The 14,053-nt window shown below is 60.7% G+C and carries 13 protein-coding genes; 8 read left to right on the top strand and 5 right to left on the bottom strand.

The genetic code is table 11. The features are described from left to right. The first annotated feature begins 7 nt into the window (after positions 1-7). From prmC to ACM3N8_RS08910, 5 genes are all read left to right on the top strand, one after another. Entirely contained in the window at positions 8-862 is an 855-nt protein-coding gene (prmC, locus tag ACM3N8_RS08890; protein ID WP_290017965.1) for a peptide chain release factor N(5)-glutamine methyltransferase, read from the top strand. A gap of 43 nt (positions 863-905) precedes the next feature. Then, a complete protein-coding gene (locus ACM3N8_RS08895) occupies positions 906-1,289 on the top strand; it encodes a SirB2 family protein (RefSeq protein WP_290017750.1) in 384 nt (127 codons plus the stop codon). Between the two features lie 11 nt (positions 1,290-1,300). Beyond that, positions 1,301-2,101, top strand: coding sequence for a SirB1 family protein (locus ACM3N8_RS08900; protein ID WP_103471016.1), 801 nt, complete (start codon positions 1,301-1,303; stop codon positions 2,099-2,101). 250 nt (positions 2,102-2,351) lie between these two features. Continuing rightward, positions 2,352-3,206 (top strand): 3-deoxy-8-phosphooctulonate synthase, encoded by an 855-nt coding sequence (gene kdsA / locus ACM3N8_RS08905; RefSeq protein WP_042037513.1) that lies wholly within the window; start codon positions 2,352-2,354, stop codon positions 3,204-3,206. Between the two features lie 304 nt (positions 3,207-3,510). Beyond that, on the top strand, positions 3,511-4,788 hold the full coding sequence (locus tag ACM3N8_RS08910) for a dicarboxylate/amino acid:cation symporter (RefSeq protein WP_290017749.1): 1,278 nt from the start codon (positions 3,511-3,513) through the stop codon (positions 4,786-4,788). A gap of 164 nt (positions 4,789-4,952) precedes the next feature. On the opposite strand, the gene grcA is transcribed toward ACM3N8_RS08910, so the two are convergent. Next, positions 4,953-5,333 carry an autonomous glycyl radical cofactor GrcA gene (gene grcA / locus ACM3N8_RS08915; protein ID WP_042867771.1) on the bottom strand — a complete coding sequence of 127 codons (381 nt, stop codon included), beginning with the start codon at positions 5,331-5,333 and terminating at the stop codon, positions 4,953-4,955. Positions 5,334-6,066: 733 nt separating this feature from the next. On the opposite strand from grcA, the gene ung reads away from it, so the two are divergent. Together ung and ACM3N8_RS08925 are read left to right on the top strand one after the other, a co-directional pair. Then, positions 6,067-6,735 carry a uracil-DNA glycosylase gene (ung, locus tag ACM3N8_RS08920; protein ID WP_043135777.1) on the top strand — a complete coding sequence of 223 codons (669 nt, stop codon included), beginning with the start codon at positions 6,067-6,069 and terminating at the stop codon, positions 6,733-6,735. A gap of 223 nt (positions 6,736-6,958) precedes the next feature. Further along, on the top strand, positions 6,959-7,507 hold the full coding sequence (locus ACM3N8_RS08925; RefSeq protein WP_416015990.1) for a hemerythrin domain-containing protein: 549 nt from the start codon (positions 6,959-6,961) through the stop codon (positions 7,505-7,507). Positions 7,508-7,557: 50 nt separating this feature from the next. Here the strand turns inward: ACM3N8_RS08925 and ACM3N8_RS08930 are convergent, their stop codons facing one another. Then, complete coding sequence (locus tag ACM3N8_RS08930) at positions 7,558-7,740, bottom strand: DUF3545 family protein (RefSeq protein WP_042867775.1); 183 nt, start codon at positions 7,738-7,740, stop codon at positions 7,558-7,560. Between the two features lie 160 nt (positions 7,741-7,900). After that, on the bottom strand, positions 7,901-8,851 hold the full coding sequence (tal, locus tag ACM3N8_RS08935) for a transaldolase (protein WP_241278482.1): 951 nt from the start codon (positions 8,849-8,851) through the stop codon (positions 7,901-7,903). Between the two features lie 722 nt (positions 8,852-9,573). Here tal and ACM3N8_RS08940 point away from each other — a divergent pair. Then, the gene (locus tag ACM3N8_RS08940) at positions 9,574-11,016 is read left to right on the top strand and encodes an alanine/glycine:cation symporter family protein (RefSeq protein WP_043135606.1); all 1,443 of its coding nucleotides are present in this window, start codon (positions 9,574-9,576) and stop codon (positions 11,014-11,016) included. An 84-nt stretch (positions 11,017-11,100) separates the two neighbouring features. Here ACM3N8_RS08940 and ACM3N8_RS08945 read toward each other — a convergent pair whose 3' ends face one another. Both ACM3N8_RS08945 and ACM3N8_RS08950 read right to left on the bottom strand, forming a co-directional pair. Next, a complete protein-coding gene (locus ACM3N8_RS08945) occupies positions 11,101-13,074 on the bottom strand; it encodes a transglutaminase TgpA family protein (RefSeq protein WP_416015991.1) in 1,974 nt (657 codons plus the stop codon). Further along, complete coding sequence (locus ACM3N8_RS08950; RefSeq protein ID WP_416016124.1) at positions 13,061-14,050, bottom strand: DUF58 domain-containing protein; 990 nt, start codon at positions 14,048-14,050, stop codon at positions 13,061-13,063. Before ACM3N8_RS08950 ends, ACM3N8_RS08945 begins: the two co-directional genes overlap by 14 nt. Between the last annotated feature and the right edge of the window lie 3 nt (positions 14,051-14,053).

The following is a 14,053-nucleotide window of genomic DNA, read 5'->3' on the forward strand; positions in this document are numbered from 1 at the left end:
GCCGCTGATGCAGATCCAGCAGGCTCGCGCCCACATAATGGCAACCCTGGCCGGGGGCGAGTCTCCCCGCGCCGACGCCGACGTGCTGCTCTGCCATCTGCTCGGTTGCCGGCGCAGTTATCTGATGACCTGGCCGGAGCGCACCCTGGATGCGGCCCAGCAGGGAAGGCTGCAAGACTGGCTGAGCCGTCGCCTCGACGGCGAGCCCATTGCCCACCTCATCGGCGAGCGGGAGTTCTGGTCACTGCCGCTCAAGGTGAGCCCGGCCACCCTGATCCCGCGCCCCGACACCGAGGTGTTGGTGGAGCAGGCGCTGGCGCGCTTGCCCCCAAGGCCAGTCGCGCCGGATCAGGCGCCTTGTACCTTGCTGGATCTCGGCACAGGCACAGGGGCCATCGCACTGGCGCTCAAGTCGGAGCGACCTGATGCCGATGTATGGGCGGTGGATCGTATGCCGGAGGCGGCCGCACTGGCGCGCGCCAACAGCGCCGCGCTGGGGTTGCCCATAGAGGTGCGGGACGGCAGCTGGTTTGAACCGCTCTCGGGCGCGCCGCGCTTCGGGATGATAGTCTCCAACCCGCCCTACATCGACGGCGCCGACCCCCATCTGGCCGAGGGGGATGTGCGTTTCGAACCGCGCTCCGCCCTGGTGGCCGACGAGCAGGGGCTGGCGGATATCCGGCTGATAGTGGCCGGTGCGCCTGCCCATCTGCTGCCCGGTGGTTGGCTCCTGCTGGAGCACGGCTGGCAACAGGGCGAGGCGGTGCGTCAACTCCTGCTGCAGCACGGCTACAGCCAGGTGGAAACCGTGCGCGATTACGGCGATAACGAGCGGGTGACCCTGGGGCGCCTGGTTCGGTGATGATGACGGGCGGGCCCGGTCTGCCTCTGTTCAAGGACATGTTATGTATGTTGCTCTCAAACATCTGCATCTGGTGCTGATCGCCTCGGCCGTGCTGATGTTTATGCTGCGTTTTTACTGGGTTCAGAAGGGGACGGCCGGCGCCTATGGCAGCCGGGTCCTGCAACTGAGCGGCTGGTTGAATGGGCTGGTGGTGCTCTCCGGCGTGCTGCTGTGCATGGTGCTGGATCTCAATCCGCTCAACAATGGCACCCCCTGGCTCAGCGAGAAGCTGACCGCCATCCTGGTGGTGGCCTTTTTGGCCACGATGGCGCTGCGGCTGGCCCGCAACAAGGGTATCCGCTGGTTTGCCTTCCTCGGTGCCCTGGGTTGGCTCTTCTTTATCGCCAAGCTTGCGCTGCAGAAGCAGGCCGGTCTGTTCGGTTAAGGATGATGACTATGATACGCGTAGACGAATGGACCGATTTCGAGGCCCACGACATCGCCGAGCTGGCGTTGTCGGTGAGCGACGAGATCCATGGTATCGGCGGCCGTGGCGATGCCGAGCTGGCCCGGCTCGATGCCTGGCTGGACGAGACGATCGACGAGGGCAACTGTGACGAGGTGCGTCGTCAGCTGCTGCAGGGCTTCTACCAGACCCTGGGTTTTCACGGTGACTGGCAGGATTACTTCTCCGCCGCCAATTGCGATCTGGCTCAGGTGCTCGCCCGCAAGCAGGGCATTCCGGTCAGCCTCGGCATCCTCATCATACAGCTGGGCCGCAAGCTCGGGCTGGATGTGGAGGGGATCTGCTTCCCCGGTCACTTCCTGGTGAGCTTCGCCGGCAGCGAGGGCGAGGTCTATGTGGACCCCTTCACCGGCGACGAGTTGAGCCTGCACCGCATCGAGCTGCTGCTGCGCGGCGCCCTCGGCAATCTGGCCACACTGACCTCCGAACACCTGCAGCCCTCGGGCCAGTGGGAGATCATCGAGCGGCTGCTCAACGTCAGCAAGGGTGCCCTGCTGCGGGAAGATCGCATGACGGAAGCGCTGCGCTGCAGCGAACTGCTGCTGCGCATGAAGCCCGGCGATCCGCTGGAGACGCGGGATCGCGGCTTCATCTACGAGCAGCTCGACTGCCCGCGCTTCGCCGCCGACGATTTTGAATACTTTATTGAGCAATGTCCGGACGATCCTGTGGCCGATGTGCTCAAGGTGCAACTGGCCGCGCTGGATCTGAGCCCCAAGCCCCTCCATTAAAGGGCCGTGAGCTGCAGCGGACCAACTGGGATTCAAGCCCCAGGCCCCTTCACTCAAGGGTGGCCGGGAGCTGCAACGCAAGAGTATCAAGACCGGTGTGCCCAAGGCGCAGCGGACCAACTGGGATTCAAGCCCCAAGCCCCTTCACTCAAGGGCGGCCGGGAACTGAAACAGAAGAGTATCAAGGCCGGTGTGCCAAGGCGCAGCGGACTAATTTGGATTCAAGCCCCTTCACTTAAGGATGCCTGAGATGGAACAGAAGAATATCAAGATCAATGACATCGATGTAGCCAACGACAAACCGTTCGTGCTGTTCGGTGGCATGAACGTGCTGGAATCCCGCGACATGGCGATGGCGGTGTGCGAGAAGTACGTGGAAGTGACCAGCAAGCTGGGCATACCATTCGTGTTCAAGGCGAGCTGGGACAAGGCCAATCGCTCCTCCATCCACTCCTACCGCGGCCCGGGCCTGGAAGAGGGGATGAAGATCTTCCAGGAGCTGAAAGCGACCTTCGGCATGCCGGTCATCTCGGATCTGCATGAGGTGCATCAGGCCAAGCCGGTGGCCGAAGTGGTTGACGTCATCCAGCTGCCCGCCTTCCTGGCGCGTCAGACCGATCTGGTGGAGGCCATGGCCCGCACCGGCAACGTCATCAACATCAAGAAACCGCAGTTCCTGAGCCCAAGCCAGATGAAGAACATCACCGACAAGTTCGAGGAGTGCGGCAACGATCAGCTGATCCTGTGCGAGCGCGGTGCCAACTTCGGTTATGACAACCTGGTGGTGGACATGCTGGGTCTGGGGGTGATGAAGAAGAGCACAGGCGGCTATCCGGTGATCTTTGACGTGACTCACTCATTGCAGTGCCGCGATCCGCTGGGGGCTGCCTCGGGTGGTCGTCGGGATCAGGTGACCGAGCTGGCCCGTGCCGGCATGGCGGTCGGCCTGGCCGGTCTGTTCATCGAGTCACACCCGGACCCGAAAGTGGCCCGTTGCGATGGCCCGAGTGCCCTGCCGCTGGAGAAGCTGGAAGGTTTCCTCAAGCAGATGAAGGCGATCGACGATCTCATCAAGGGCTTCGAGCCCCTCGATACCTCCGCCTGATCCACGGCGCCTGTGTCGTGATGCAAAATGCCCCGCCATGCGGGGCATTTTTATATCTGAAAGGTATTCAATAAAGCCTTAAATAAATCACCGACTAAATATATCACGGTTGCCGTGGTGTTAATGATGTTAAATGTGTTGTGTGATTAATGTCTCTTAATTGCTTCTTATAACGTGTGAAAGTGGCGCCGTTACGATGACGAAATAGCATGAAGCTGGCGAGAGAACTATGATCTCTCGTTACGCTTCCCTGCATGCTTATTTCTGCCATATGAGATGTCGATTAATTAACAGGACGTTAATAATGCGAAAGAAAATATTCAGCAGCCTTTATTTCCAGGTGCTGCTTGCGATCACCCTGGGGGTATTTCTGGGGCACGTCTATCCCGACCTCGGGGCGGATATGAAGCCACTGGGTGATGGCTTCGTTAAATTAATCAAGATGATCATAGCCCCCGTTATTTTCTGTACCGTGGTAACGGGTATCGCCGGCATGGAGAGCATGAAGGCGGTGGGGAAAACCGGTGCCATAGCGCTGCTCTACTTTGAAGTGGTGAGCACCATAGCCCTGGTCATTGGGCTGTGCGTGGTCAACCTGTTGCAGCCCGGGGTGGGCATGAACGTGGATCCTGCCACGCTGGACGCCAGTTCCATCTCGGCCTATGCCGAGCAGGCCAAGTCGCAGGGCATCATCGCCTTCCTGCTTGACGTGATCCCGGGCAGCGTGATCGGCGCCTTTGCCAGCGGCAATATTCTCCAGGTGTTGCTGTTTGCTGTGCTGTTTGGTTTCTCCCTGCATCATATTGGCGAGAAGGGAAAATTAATCTTCAATGTCATCGACAGCTTCTCCCAGGTTATTTTCGGCATCATCAACATGATCATGCGACTGGCGCCGGTCGGGGCATTTGGTGCCATGGCCTTTACCATAGGGAAATACGGTATTGGCTCGCTGATCCAGCTGGGCCAATTGATTGCCTGTTTCTATATGACCTGTCTGCTGTTCATTTTTCTGGTATTGGGCAGCATCGCCAGGGCGAATGGTTTCAGCATCCTGCGCTTTATTTCCTACATCAAGGAAGAGCTGCTGATCGTGCTGGGAACCTCCTCTTCTGAATCCGTGTTGCCGCGCATGCTGGTCAAGATGGAGGCGCTCGGCTGCAAGAAGTCGGTGGTGGGGCTGGTGATCCCGACCGGTTACTCCTTCAACCTGGATGGCACCTCCATCTATCTGACCATGGCGGCCATCTTCATCGCCCAGGCGACCAACACGCCGCTGGATCTGTTCCAGCAGATCACCCTGCTGGTGGTGCTGCTCATCTCTTCGAAAGGGGCGGCCGGCGTCACCGGCAGTGGCTTCATCGTGCTGGCGGCCACCATCTCGGCGGTGGGGCACCTGCCGCTCGCCGGGTTGGCGCTGATCCTCGGCATAGATCGCTTCATGTCGGAGGCGCGTGCCCTGACCAACCTGATCGGCAACGGGGTGGCTACCGTGGTGGTGGCCCGTTACTGCGATCAGCTCGATGAGCAGCAGATGCACGAGGTGCTGGGATCGTCGGCCCTGAAGGCGGATCAACAGGGATAGCGACGAGCCGGGCCCGCGGCATGCCTGTCATGCCCCGGGCCCTGCCAGAGCCAGATTTGCCGCCCGCAGGCACTGACCCATAGGCCAGCCAGGGGCGGACAGTCAGACATAAAAAAACGGCCCGAGAGGGCCGTTTTTCATGGTGCAGATCACCGCAGAGGGAATTACAGGCTCTGGGTAAAGGTACGGGTGACCACGTCACGCTGCTGTTCCGGGGTCAGTGCGTTGAAGCGCACGGCATAGCCGGAAACACGTATGGTCAGCTGCGGGTACTTCTCCGGGTTGGCGATGGCGTCTTCCAGGGTCTCGCGACGCAGGACGTTGACGTTCAGGTGCTGACCACCTTCCACGGCAGGTTCGGCTTGAACCGGCAGCTCACGGTATTCGAACTGACCCAGGTCAGAGACGCTGACTTCCTGATCGGCGGTGAAGGTGTCGCCCTTGGCGCAGATGCAACGAGCCTGTTGCTTCTCTTCGTCCAGCAGCCAGAAAGAGTTCAGCAGCGCTGCGTTGGTGGACTGGGTGATTTGGATGCCCTTGATCATGGTATGACTCCTCATAGGAAAGCGGATTCAACTGTAAGGAAATTACCCTGATGTATTTAAACCACCGGGATGATTTAAAGGGCCCTTACCTTACACCTTTACTTTGTTGGGTCATATATACCACGATGGTAATAATACGAAAATTGATCTAAATCAAAAAATACGCGATTTGCGCCTGTCTATAGGGATTAAATTATTGAGATTAATCAAAAATAGGTCATTTTTCTGATTATGTAAGATATACAAATTATGCATCTTTCATTAATTAAATCTAGTAATTTAACTACATGTTATGGCTATTTGACTCCGTGGAAGTCAGGGCGCAGCCGGCCTCACCGGCAGACTGGGCCAGGGTACAGGGCCGGATGTCCATCGTCCGGCAACCCAGGATTCTCGTCTTCGCTATAAAAGGAAGCGGATCCGCCGGCAGGGGCTCAGGGGAAGGTGAGGCCCTCCGCCTTGGCACACTTGGCGAAGCGGGCTGGTTCGGCCCCTCGCGTTTTTTGCCGCTCTCGATGAGGGGGCATAATGGCTGTAGCGACCAGCCGTATGGGGCTCAGCCGATGGCGCTGCGGTTGCGTCTTGTGGTCTGCCCCCCTATCCTGAGCCCCTTGCCGCATTAATTGAGGATATTGGGGTGCTGACCTGGACAGATGTACTGGATTCGGAGAAAGAGGAGAAAGGGAGAGGACCGCAGGGGTCTGATCCTGCCGCATTGATTGAGGAGGCTGGGGTGCCGAGCTGGACAGATGTGATTGGCTCTGAGAAAGAGCAGGACTATTTCAAGGCGACCCTGGCGACCGTCAGGAGTGAGCGGGAAGCGGGCAAGCTTATCTACCCCCCGGCAACCGAGGTGTTCAACGCCTTCAAGCTGACCGAGCTGGATCGGGTCAGGGTGGTGATCCTGGGTCAGGACCCGTATCACGGCCCGAACCAGGCCCATGGCCTCTGCTTCTCCGTGCTGCCCGGGGTGCGCACGCCTCCCTCGCTGGTCAACATCTACAAGGAGATGCAGCGGGATCTGCCGGGTTTTGTCACACCCAATCACGGTTTTCTGGAGTCCTGGGCCCAGCAGGGGGTGCTGTTGCTCAATACGGTGCTGACTGTGCAGGCAGGCATGGCCCACTCTCACGCCCATCTGGGCTGGGAAACCTTCACCGACAGGGTCATAGAGCAGATCAATGCCAGCTGTCAGGGGGTTGTCTTCCTGTTGTGGGGGGCTCATGCCCAGAAGAAGGGCCGTTTCATCGACCGGCAGCGCCATCACGTGCTGAGCGCGCCTCATCCCAGCCCGCTCTCCGCCCATCGCGGCTTCATAGGTTGCGGCCACTTCTCCGAAACCAACCGTCTGCTGGCCCAGCAGGGGATGAGCCCCATCAACTGGCATTCGGTCTGCGAGTAGCCGACCCAGGCCAGACGGATGTGACCCCGACAGTGTGAGCCCGAGAGGGATCGCACTGTTTCTGGTCGTCTGCGGACAGGCTGGAGGCGGCAATCGAGGTCATCTGAAGGAGGGGGTATGAGCCGGGATTGTCTGCGTCAGATTTGATTGAGTGCAAAGTTAGCGCAATAAATGACCGTATACTCGAGACAGGATGTTTCTCAAATCAGTGCAAGGAGTGCCCATGTTAGCCAGTCTGCATAAGGACCACCTCAACATCGCCAAGCTGTTGCAATTGCTCAAGAACAAGCTTGCCGCCATTCGCAGTGAACAGCCGGTCAGCTACTTCCTGATCCGGGACGTGGTGGATTATTTGCGGGAGGTGTCGGACAAGTACCACCACCCGAAAGAGGACATGATCTACGACTACTACCTGAAATATCGGGTGGTGGAGGGCGAGGTCGCCAACCGGTTGCAGGAGGAGCACGCCAGACTGCTGGAGGCCGGTGCCGAGCTCAAGGAGATGGTGGAGATGATACTGATGGATGCGGTCATCCCGCTGGATCAGTTCACGGCCAAGCTGGATCAGTTTGTGGCGCTGCAAGAGGCGCACATGAACTATGAAGAGGGGGTCATCTTCCCCCATCTGCGCGATTCGCTGACCGAGGACGATTGGCGTCACCTGGAGCAGATCTGGCATAACCGGGCCATAGGGGATCCCCTGTTTGGCGCCGAGATCAGTCAGCACTTCCAGGAGCTGGCCAAACGCCTGTCGTTGCCACTCTCCTCCTGACAGTCACAAGCCACTAAAAAACAGCGCCCCGGTTAACCGGGGCGCTGTTTTTACAGTTCGATCTCTTCCGAGAGACCTTCGTAGGCGATGTCGATGGATTGCAGCTCCTTCTGCAGGCGATGCTTGTCTTTCAACGCCTCAATCTCACGCCATTTACGTTTCTTTCCCGTTGTCCCGCGGCTACGTGAACCGAGCTCAACCACATCGTCATAATCGAAGTTGAACATTTCCATGGCTCCCTCCTTGGTTATTCTCGTTTTCATCACCCGTATAACATAACGCCATTAAAATTAAAACGTTTTCGTGACGAACTCATGACAGGGGATCCAGCGCCCATAAAAAAACCGGACTCCCTCGCGGGAGTCCGGTTTTTGTCTGCTCTTGGCGCCCTGATTAGAGGCGGCTGGCCAGCATGGTTTCCAGCTTGCCCTGGTCGATGGCGAACATGCGGATGCCCTCGCCCAGCTTCTCGTGGGCCATGGCGTCCTGGTTCAGTTCCCAGCGGAATTCGGCCTCGCTCATCGGAGCCGGTTTGGCCTTGCGCTCGCCTGTGTAGTTCAGCTTGCGCACCACAGCGCCTTCGGTCTTGCTCAGCTCTTCCAGCAGGGCCGGGCCTATGGTCAGGCGGTCGCAACCGGCAAGTTCCAGGATCTCGCCTGTGTTGCGGAAGCTGGCACCCATGACCACGGTCGGGTAGTCATGCTGCTTGTAGTAGTCGTAGATGGCGGTGACGGAAACCACGCCCGGATCTTCGCTCGCGGTGTAGTCACGGTTGTGCTTGACCTTGTACCAGTCGAGGATGCGGCCCACGAACGGGGAGATCAGGAAGGCGCCGGCTTCGGCACAGGCGCGGGCCTGGGCGAAGGAGAACAGCAGGGTCAGGTTGCACTGGATACCCTCTTTCTCCAGCACCTCGGCGGCACGGATCCCTTCCCAGGTGGAGGCCAGCTTGATCAGGATGCGATCGTTGCTGATACCGGCTTCATTGTAGAGGCGGATCAGTTTGCGGGCCTTGGCGATGCTGGCGGCGGTATCGAAGGAGAGACGGGCATCCACTTCGGTGGAGATGCGGCCCGGAACGATTTTCAGGATTTCCAGACCTATGTTGACCGCCAGCTTGTCGCCCGCGTCGATGATTTGCTGTGCCTTGTCCTGGCTCTGGGCTTTGGCCCAGTTGATGGCGTCTTCGATCAGCGCCGCGTATTCGGGGATCTCGGATGCCTTCAACACCAGGGAGGGGTTGGTGGTGGCATCGATGGGCTGGTAGCGCTTGATGGCTTCGATATCACCGGTATCGGCGACAACTGTGGTCAGGGCTTTCAGCTGGGTTAATTTATCGGCCATAGCAAATATCATCTCTTAATGAGGGAGGGATCCCGGGGTTGCGGGCATGAGACGACAGTTCTGAAATAAAATTACAAAATCCCGGCGGCTCAGGCTCAGAAAAGCACGATGGGGGAGGCCCATCGCCATTGCCTGCCTAATTAATACGGATGTGGCGCATCCTGCAATAGGGGGGCTTGTATGCTTATCAGCCAGTCGCCGGCGGCGCGGGGAAGAAGTGGATAAAAGTAATTGATAAAAAACGACTTTTATCTATTTCCAGCAAATGGATTTATCCCCCGATAAAAACAACTTTTTTGGTTGATTATCGGTTTTGTGTCATCGGTCACATAAATTGTGTGGTCAGCCACTTGAAATTTTATTACGTGTAAAACGTTTGGCAAAATGGGGCCATTTTGAAATCCATTTCAGGTAAACGCTTGCGCCCTGATTTGCTTCCCCGTGAACGCATCTACCTCTATGTAGATAATTGCCAAATTGTGCTCTTTTGGGTCTAATTTGTCGGCTGATTGATTGAGTTTCAAGTTTTGTTGAAAATTTGCGTGTTAAATGAAGCTTTATTGCGCCGGACAGCTCGTTTTTTGTTTTCTCAGTGATCGCGATCACTATTCTGAACTCCCTCGCTATGCTAGATTCCGCCCCTTTAGTGAACCGCTAATTCAGAAACAGACAGCAAGGGGCCAGCGCAGACTGGCCATGGACGTGATAACAACGAGAGAAATATGGACACCTTGATCGCAATGATTAACGACCTGATGTGGGGAGCCGTGCTCATCTACCTGCTCATCGGGGTCGGCATCTTCTTTACCTTCCGGCTGGGCTTTATCCAGATCCGCCATTTCGGCCACATGTTCTCCGTGTTGCGCAATAGCCGCAAATCGGACAAGGCCGGCATCTCCTCCTTCCAGGCACTCTGTACCAGCCTTGCCGCCCGCGTGGGTACCGGCAACCTGGCCGGTGTGGCCGTGGCCATCTACCTAGGTGGCCCGGGTGCCATCTTCTGGATGTGGCTGATCGCCTTCATCGGCATGGCGACGGCCTTCGTGGAGAGCACTCTGGCCCAGCTCTACAAGGTGAAGGACGAGGATGGCAACTACCGTGGTGGCCCCGCCTACTACATGGAGCGCGGCCTCGGCATGCGCTGGATGGGGGTGGTATTCTCCCTCTGTCTGTTGCTGGCATTCGGCCTGGTGTTCAACGCGGTGCAGGCCAACTCCATCAGCCTGGCGATGAACGTGGCGTTCGGCATTCCTGACTGGGCGACCGGCCTGGCGCTGGTGGTGCTCTCCGGCCTCATCATCTTCGGCGGCATTCGTGGCATAGCCCGCTTCGCCGAACTGGTAGTGCCCTTCATGGCGCTGGCCTACATACTGATGGCGCTGTTCGTGGTGGCGATGAACATCAGCGAATTGCCAGGGGTCTTTGTTCTCATCATCAAGTCGGCCTTCGGCATCGAGCAGGCGGGTTCCGGCGCCATGGGTTACGCCATCTCCCAGGCGATGATCAACGGCATCAAGCGCGGTCTCTTCTCCAACGAAGCCGGTATGGGCTCAGCCCCCAACGCCGCCGCGACCGCGACCCCCTATCCGCCGCACCCGGCCTCCCAGGGCTATGTGCAGATGCTGGGGGTGTTCCTCGACACTATCGTCATCTGTACCTGTACCGCGGCCATCATACTGATGTCCGGCCAGTTTGAACCTGGCTCCGGCATCACAGGGGTCGAGCTGACCCAGCGGGCGCTCTCCTCCCAGATAGGTGGCGGTGGCAACATCTTCATCGCGGCGGCCATCTTCTTCTTCGCCTTCACCTCCATAGTGGCGAACTACTCCTACGCCGAGACCAACCTGGTGTTTCTGGAGCACAACCACAAGGGCGGCCTGATGCTGTTCCGGATGTTCGTGCTGGGCATGGTGATGTTCGGTTCCGTGGGTGAGCTGCCGACCGTGTGGGCCATGGCGGATGTCTCCATGGGGCTGATGGCCATCGTCAACCTGGTGGCCATACTGCTGCTCTCCGGCGTGGCCATCAAGCTGGCCAAGGACTACAACGATCAGCTCAAGCTGGGCAAGGTGCCCACCTTCGATGCCAACAAGTACCCCGAGATCCGCAGCCAGCTGGAAGAGGGGATCTGGGACAACCCGCCCCAGAGCAGCAAGCAGGCCTGAGCCTGACGCTCGCTGTTGCCTGATGAACAAGGGGAGCCACTGGCTCCCCTTTTGCTTGCGCGGGATCCTGATGGGTGCCCGGCGCTATCGCTGCCCATCCCATGCGCGGCAGGTCTGGCGCAGCCGTCGCTGCAGTTGCTGCCAGACCCGCTGTCGTTGTCTCGGGGAGAGGGGGGCGTAGCGCCAGCGCCGATAGAGCCAGGCGCAGCGTGCCAGCGGCCGCGCCAGCAGAGGGACAAGGGAGCCGAGCCGCGCGCACCAGCTGGCCAGACTCTCCCCCTCGGCGGGTTGCCACCCCTGGCGGGCGGCACGCCGGCGCAGGGGGCGCCACAGCCGCTGTTGCGGCGGCGCCCGCCCCGGCCACAACAGCAGCGTACCCACCAGGGTGGCCACCCCCAGCAGGCAGGCCAGGATCAGCCAGGCGGTGTGGCTGGCCAACACAGGCCAGCGCGCTCCCACCTGTTGCCACAACAGGGCTGCATCGTAGTTGAGCACCCGCCGGGTCCACTGGTAGTCGAGATTGGCGCCCCACCAGCGCAACTGGTTGAGCAGGGCCCAGTTGCGATAGCGCTGCAGTGAGAGGGGATCGGCGGCGGTGAACTCGTCGCTCAGGGCCGCCGTCATGCCCCCCTCTATCCGTTGCGGTGCCACCGCCGCCGTGGGGTCCAGCCGCTGCCAGTCGCCCTGCTCATTCAGGTATTCCACCCAGGCGTGGGCATCGAACTGATGCACCTCCAGGTAGTTGCCCCTGGGGTTCCACTCACCGCCGAGATAGCCGGTCACCAGCCGCGCCGGAATGCCGGCCGCCCGCAGCACGAAGGCGGTGGCCATGGCGTAGTGGCCGCAGAAGCCGCGCCGACTGTTGAACAGGAAGTCATCCACCCCATCCGGTCCCAGCAGCGGCGGTTGCAGTGTGTAGTAAAAGGGTTCGCGCCGAAACTCATCGAGCAGGGCCGAGGCCAGCGCTGCCCGGTCTGGATAACGGGCTGCCAAGGTGAGGGCATGGGCGCGGGCCCTGGGGTTGCCGGCCGGGGGCAGTTGCAGGTTGAGCCGTCGGGCGGCGAGGTCTGCCTTGGGCGCTGTTGGCTCGCTGGTGACCCGGTAGCTGATCCTTTGATCCCCCCGGTCCCGGCGATAGAGGGTGGTGAGCGGGCTGACTTGCACCGGGCCGCTCACCACCCTGGGCCTGGACAGGGCCAGGGTCCAGCGGTGGCGCTGGGGTTCGGCGATTACCTCGTAGCTAGCGCCAGGCAGAGCCCCTGCACTGGCCTGAAGGGGCGCAGTCTGCATGGGTTGGGCTTGTTGCCACTGCCGGATCTCGGCGCTCAGCCGCCAGCGCCGGCCATCGAACAGCTCCTGGCGCATCACGGGAAAATAGCGCTCATTGGCGGGGGGCGGGCCGTCGGCAAAGGTGACACGAAAGGCCAGCTCGGAAGAGTTGACCAGTTCACTGATGTCGCCGGGGGCCACCTCTTCCGAAAGACCCGACAGGGCGCGGCTGGTGGTCGGCATCTGCCAGAGCGGCGGCAGCCTGGGCAGCACCAGAAACAGGGTCAGCAGCAGGGGAAGGGCCAGCAGCAGCGAGAAACCCGCGCTGCGCCACGGCTGTTTCTGTTCGGGGGCCACGGCGGTCACCAGCGCCGTCACCGCCAGCCAGAGTGCCCCCGCCATCGCCAGGGTCCAGCCCATGCTTTGGCGCTGCACCAGCGTCAGTGCGATGAGAAAGAAGGCGAGCAGCAGTACCTGCTCTATATCCCGCTCCTGCCGCACCTCTATGATCTTCAGGCTGTAGCCGAGCCAGAGCAGGTTGATGAGGGCCGGCAAGGTGCCCAGTGCCCGCCACTGCCAGGCCAGCAGCAGGGCCCCGGTGATGGCCAGCAGCGCCAGTGCGCGAGCGGGGGGCGCGCGCCAGCCCCGCCACAGCATCATGGCTCGCACGCTCAGGGTGAGGGCGCCGACGGCGACGATCCAGAGCTGCAGCTGGGGCCAGAGTGCCAGCACCAGCAGCAGCTGTTGCAGGGCGATGAGGGGCAGCAGGCGCCGGTTATCGAGAAGCATACGGGCTGGCCTCGTCTGCCTGAGCCTGCGGGTTGTCGACGCTGGCCAGCGCCAGCTGGCAGCGCTGGAGAAAGGCGGGGCCACAGTCAGGGCCGAGCGTCTGCCCCGCCAGAGTCAGGGTGAAGGGAATGCCCCGCCTGCCGTAATCACCACACCACCAGGCCAGCACCGCCAGCCGCTGCTCCAGATCCGTGCCCGTTACCCGCGTCAGGCTGAGGTGGGTGTCATCCTGCCTCGGCTCGTGGAACTGCTTGACCAGCAGGCCGCGCCCCTGGGCGAGCTGCTTCCAGGCGATCCGGCCGAAAGGCTCCCCACTCTGGTATGCCCGCAGCATGTCAAAGTCGCCGAGGGGGGCCGGGCCTGGCTGGCCCTGCGCGCCGTGCTGAGCCGACAGCTCCTCGCTTCGCAACAGCCCATGCAGGGGCTTGGGGGAGAGCCAGGCCTCCAGTTGCAGATCCAGCAGCGACCAGCAGCGAAACAGGCCGAGGGGATAGCGGCTCTCCACCCGCAAGCGGCCCAATGGCAGACGGCCCCGTCGCAGGCCCGGCACCGCCAGGGTCAGGCACTGGGGAGCCGAGCCGGCCTGCGCCAGCCAGAGCGCCCCCTCGTTGAGACTGAAGTGCAGCGCCTGCACCGGGCGCGGGCTCTGCACCGTCACCCGCATGGGCAGCTGGCTGCCCGCCTCCCCTAGCACAGCGGGTCCTCCCAGCAATGCCAGCCCCAGCAGGTTGCGATGGGTGAGCCACATGGCGGCCATGAAGAGGCTGCCGAGGCAATAAGATACCAGCAGCACCAGGTTGTTCTGGTAGTTGGTGCCGAGCAGATAGATGGCGATCATCACCAGCAGATAGAGCAGCCCCATGCGAGTAGGCAGGATAAACAGGCTGCGCGGCCCCAGAGTCATCTGGCGGGCCGGGGGAATGCGGCGGGCCAGCCAGCGTCGCTGCCAGCGCTCCCTCCACTGGCGCCAGCCCATCAG

This window comes from Aeromonas sp. A04 (assembly GCF_047780465.1).
Lineage (GTDB): Bacteria > Pseudomonadota > Gammaproteobacteria > Enterobacterales > Aeromonadaceae > Aeromonas > Aeromonas bestiarum.

Bases quoted from the DNA above. Each gene is read 5' to 3' on its own strand.
- prmC (WP_290017965.1), top strand. From the start codon at position 8: ATGCAGATCCAGCAGGCTCGCGCCCACATAATGGCAACCCTGGCCGGG.
- ACM3N8_RS08895 (WP_290017750.1), top strand. From the start codon at position 906: ATGTATGTTGCTCTCAAACATCTGCATCTGGTGCTGATCGCCTCGGCC.
- ACM3N8_RS08900 (WP_103471016.1), top strand. From the start codon at position 1,301: ATGATACGCGTAGACGAATGGACCGATTTCGAGGCCCACGACATCGCC.
- kdsA (WP_042037513.1), top strand. From the start codon at position 2,352: ATGGAACAGAAGAATATCAAGATCAATGACATCGATGTAGCCAACGAC.
- ACM3N8_RS08910 (WP_290017749.1), top strand. From the start codon at position 3,511: ATGCGAAAGAAAATATTCAGCAGCCTTTATTTCCAGGTGCTGCTTGCG.
- grcA (WP_042867771.1), bottom strand. From the start codon at position 5,333: ATGATCAAGGGCATCCAAATCACCCAGTCCACCAACGCAGCGCTGCTG.
- ACM3N8_RS08925 (WP_416015990.1), top strand. From the start codon at position 6,959: ATGTTAGCCAGTCTGCATAAGGACCACCTCAACATCGCCAAGCTGTTG.
- ACM3N8_RS08930 (WP_042867775.1), bottom strand. From the start codon at position 7,740: ATGGAAATGTTCAACTTCGATTATGACGATGTGGTTGAGCTCGGTTCA.
- tal (WP_241278482.1), bottom strand. From the start codon at position 8,851: ATGGCCGATAAATTAACCCAGCTGAAAGCCCTGACCACAGTTGTCGCC.
- ACM3N8_RS08940 (WP_043135606.1), top strand. From the start codon at position 9,574: ATGGACACCTTGATCGCAATGATTAACGACCTGATGTGGGGAGCCGTG.
- ACM3N8_RS08945 (WP_416015991.1), bottom strand. From the start codon at position 13,074: ATGCTTCTCGATAACCGGCGCCTGCTGCCCCTCATCGCCCTGCAACAG.
- ACM3N8_RS08950 (WP_416016124.1), bottom strand. From the start codon at position 14,050: ATGGGCTGGCGCCAGTGGAGGGAGCGCTGGCAGCGACGCTGGCTGGCC.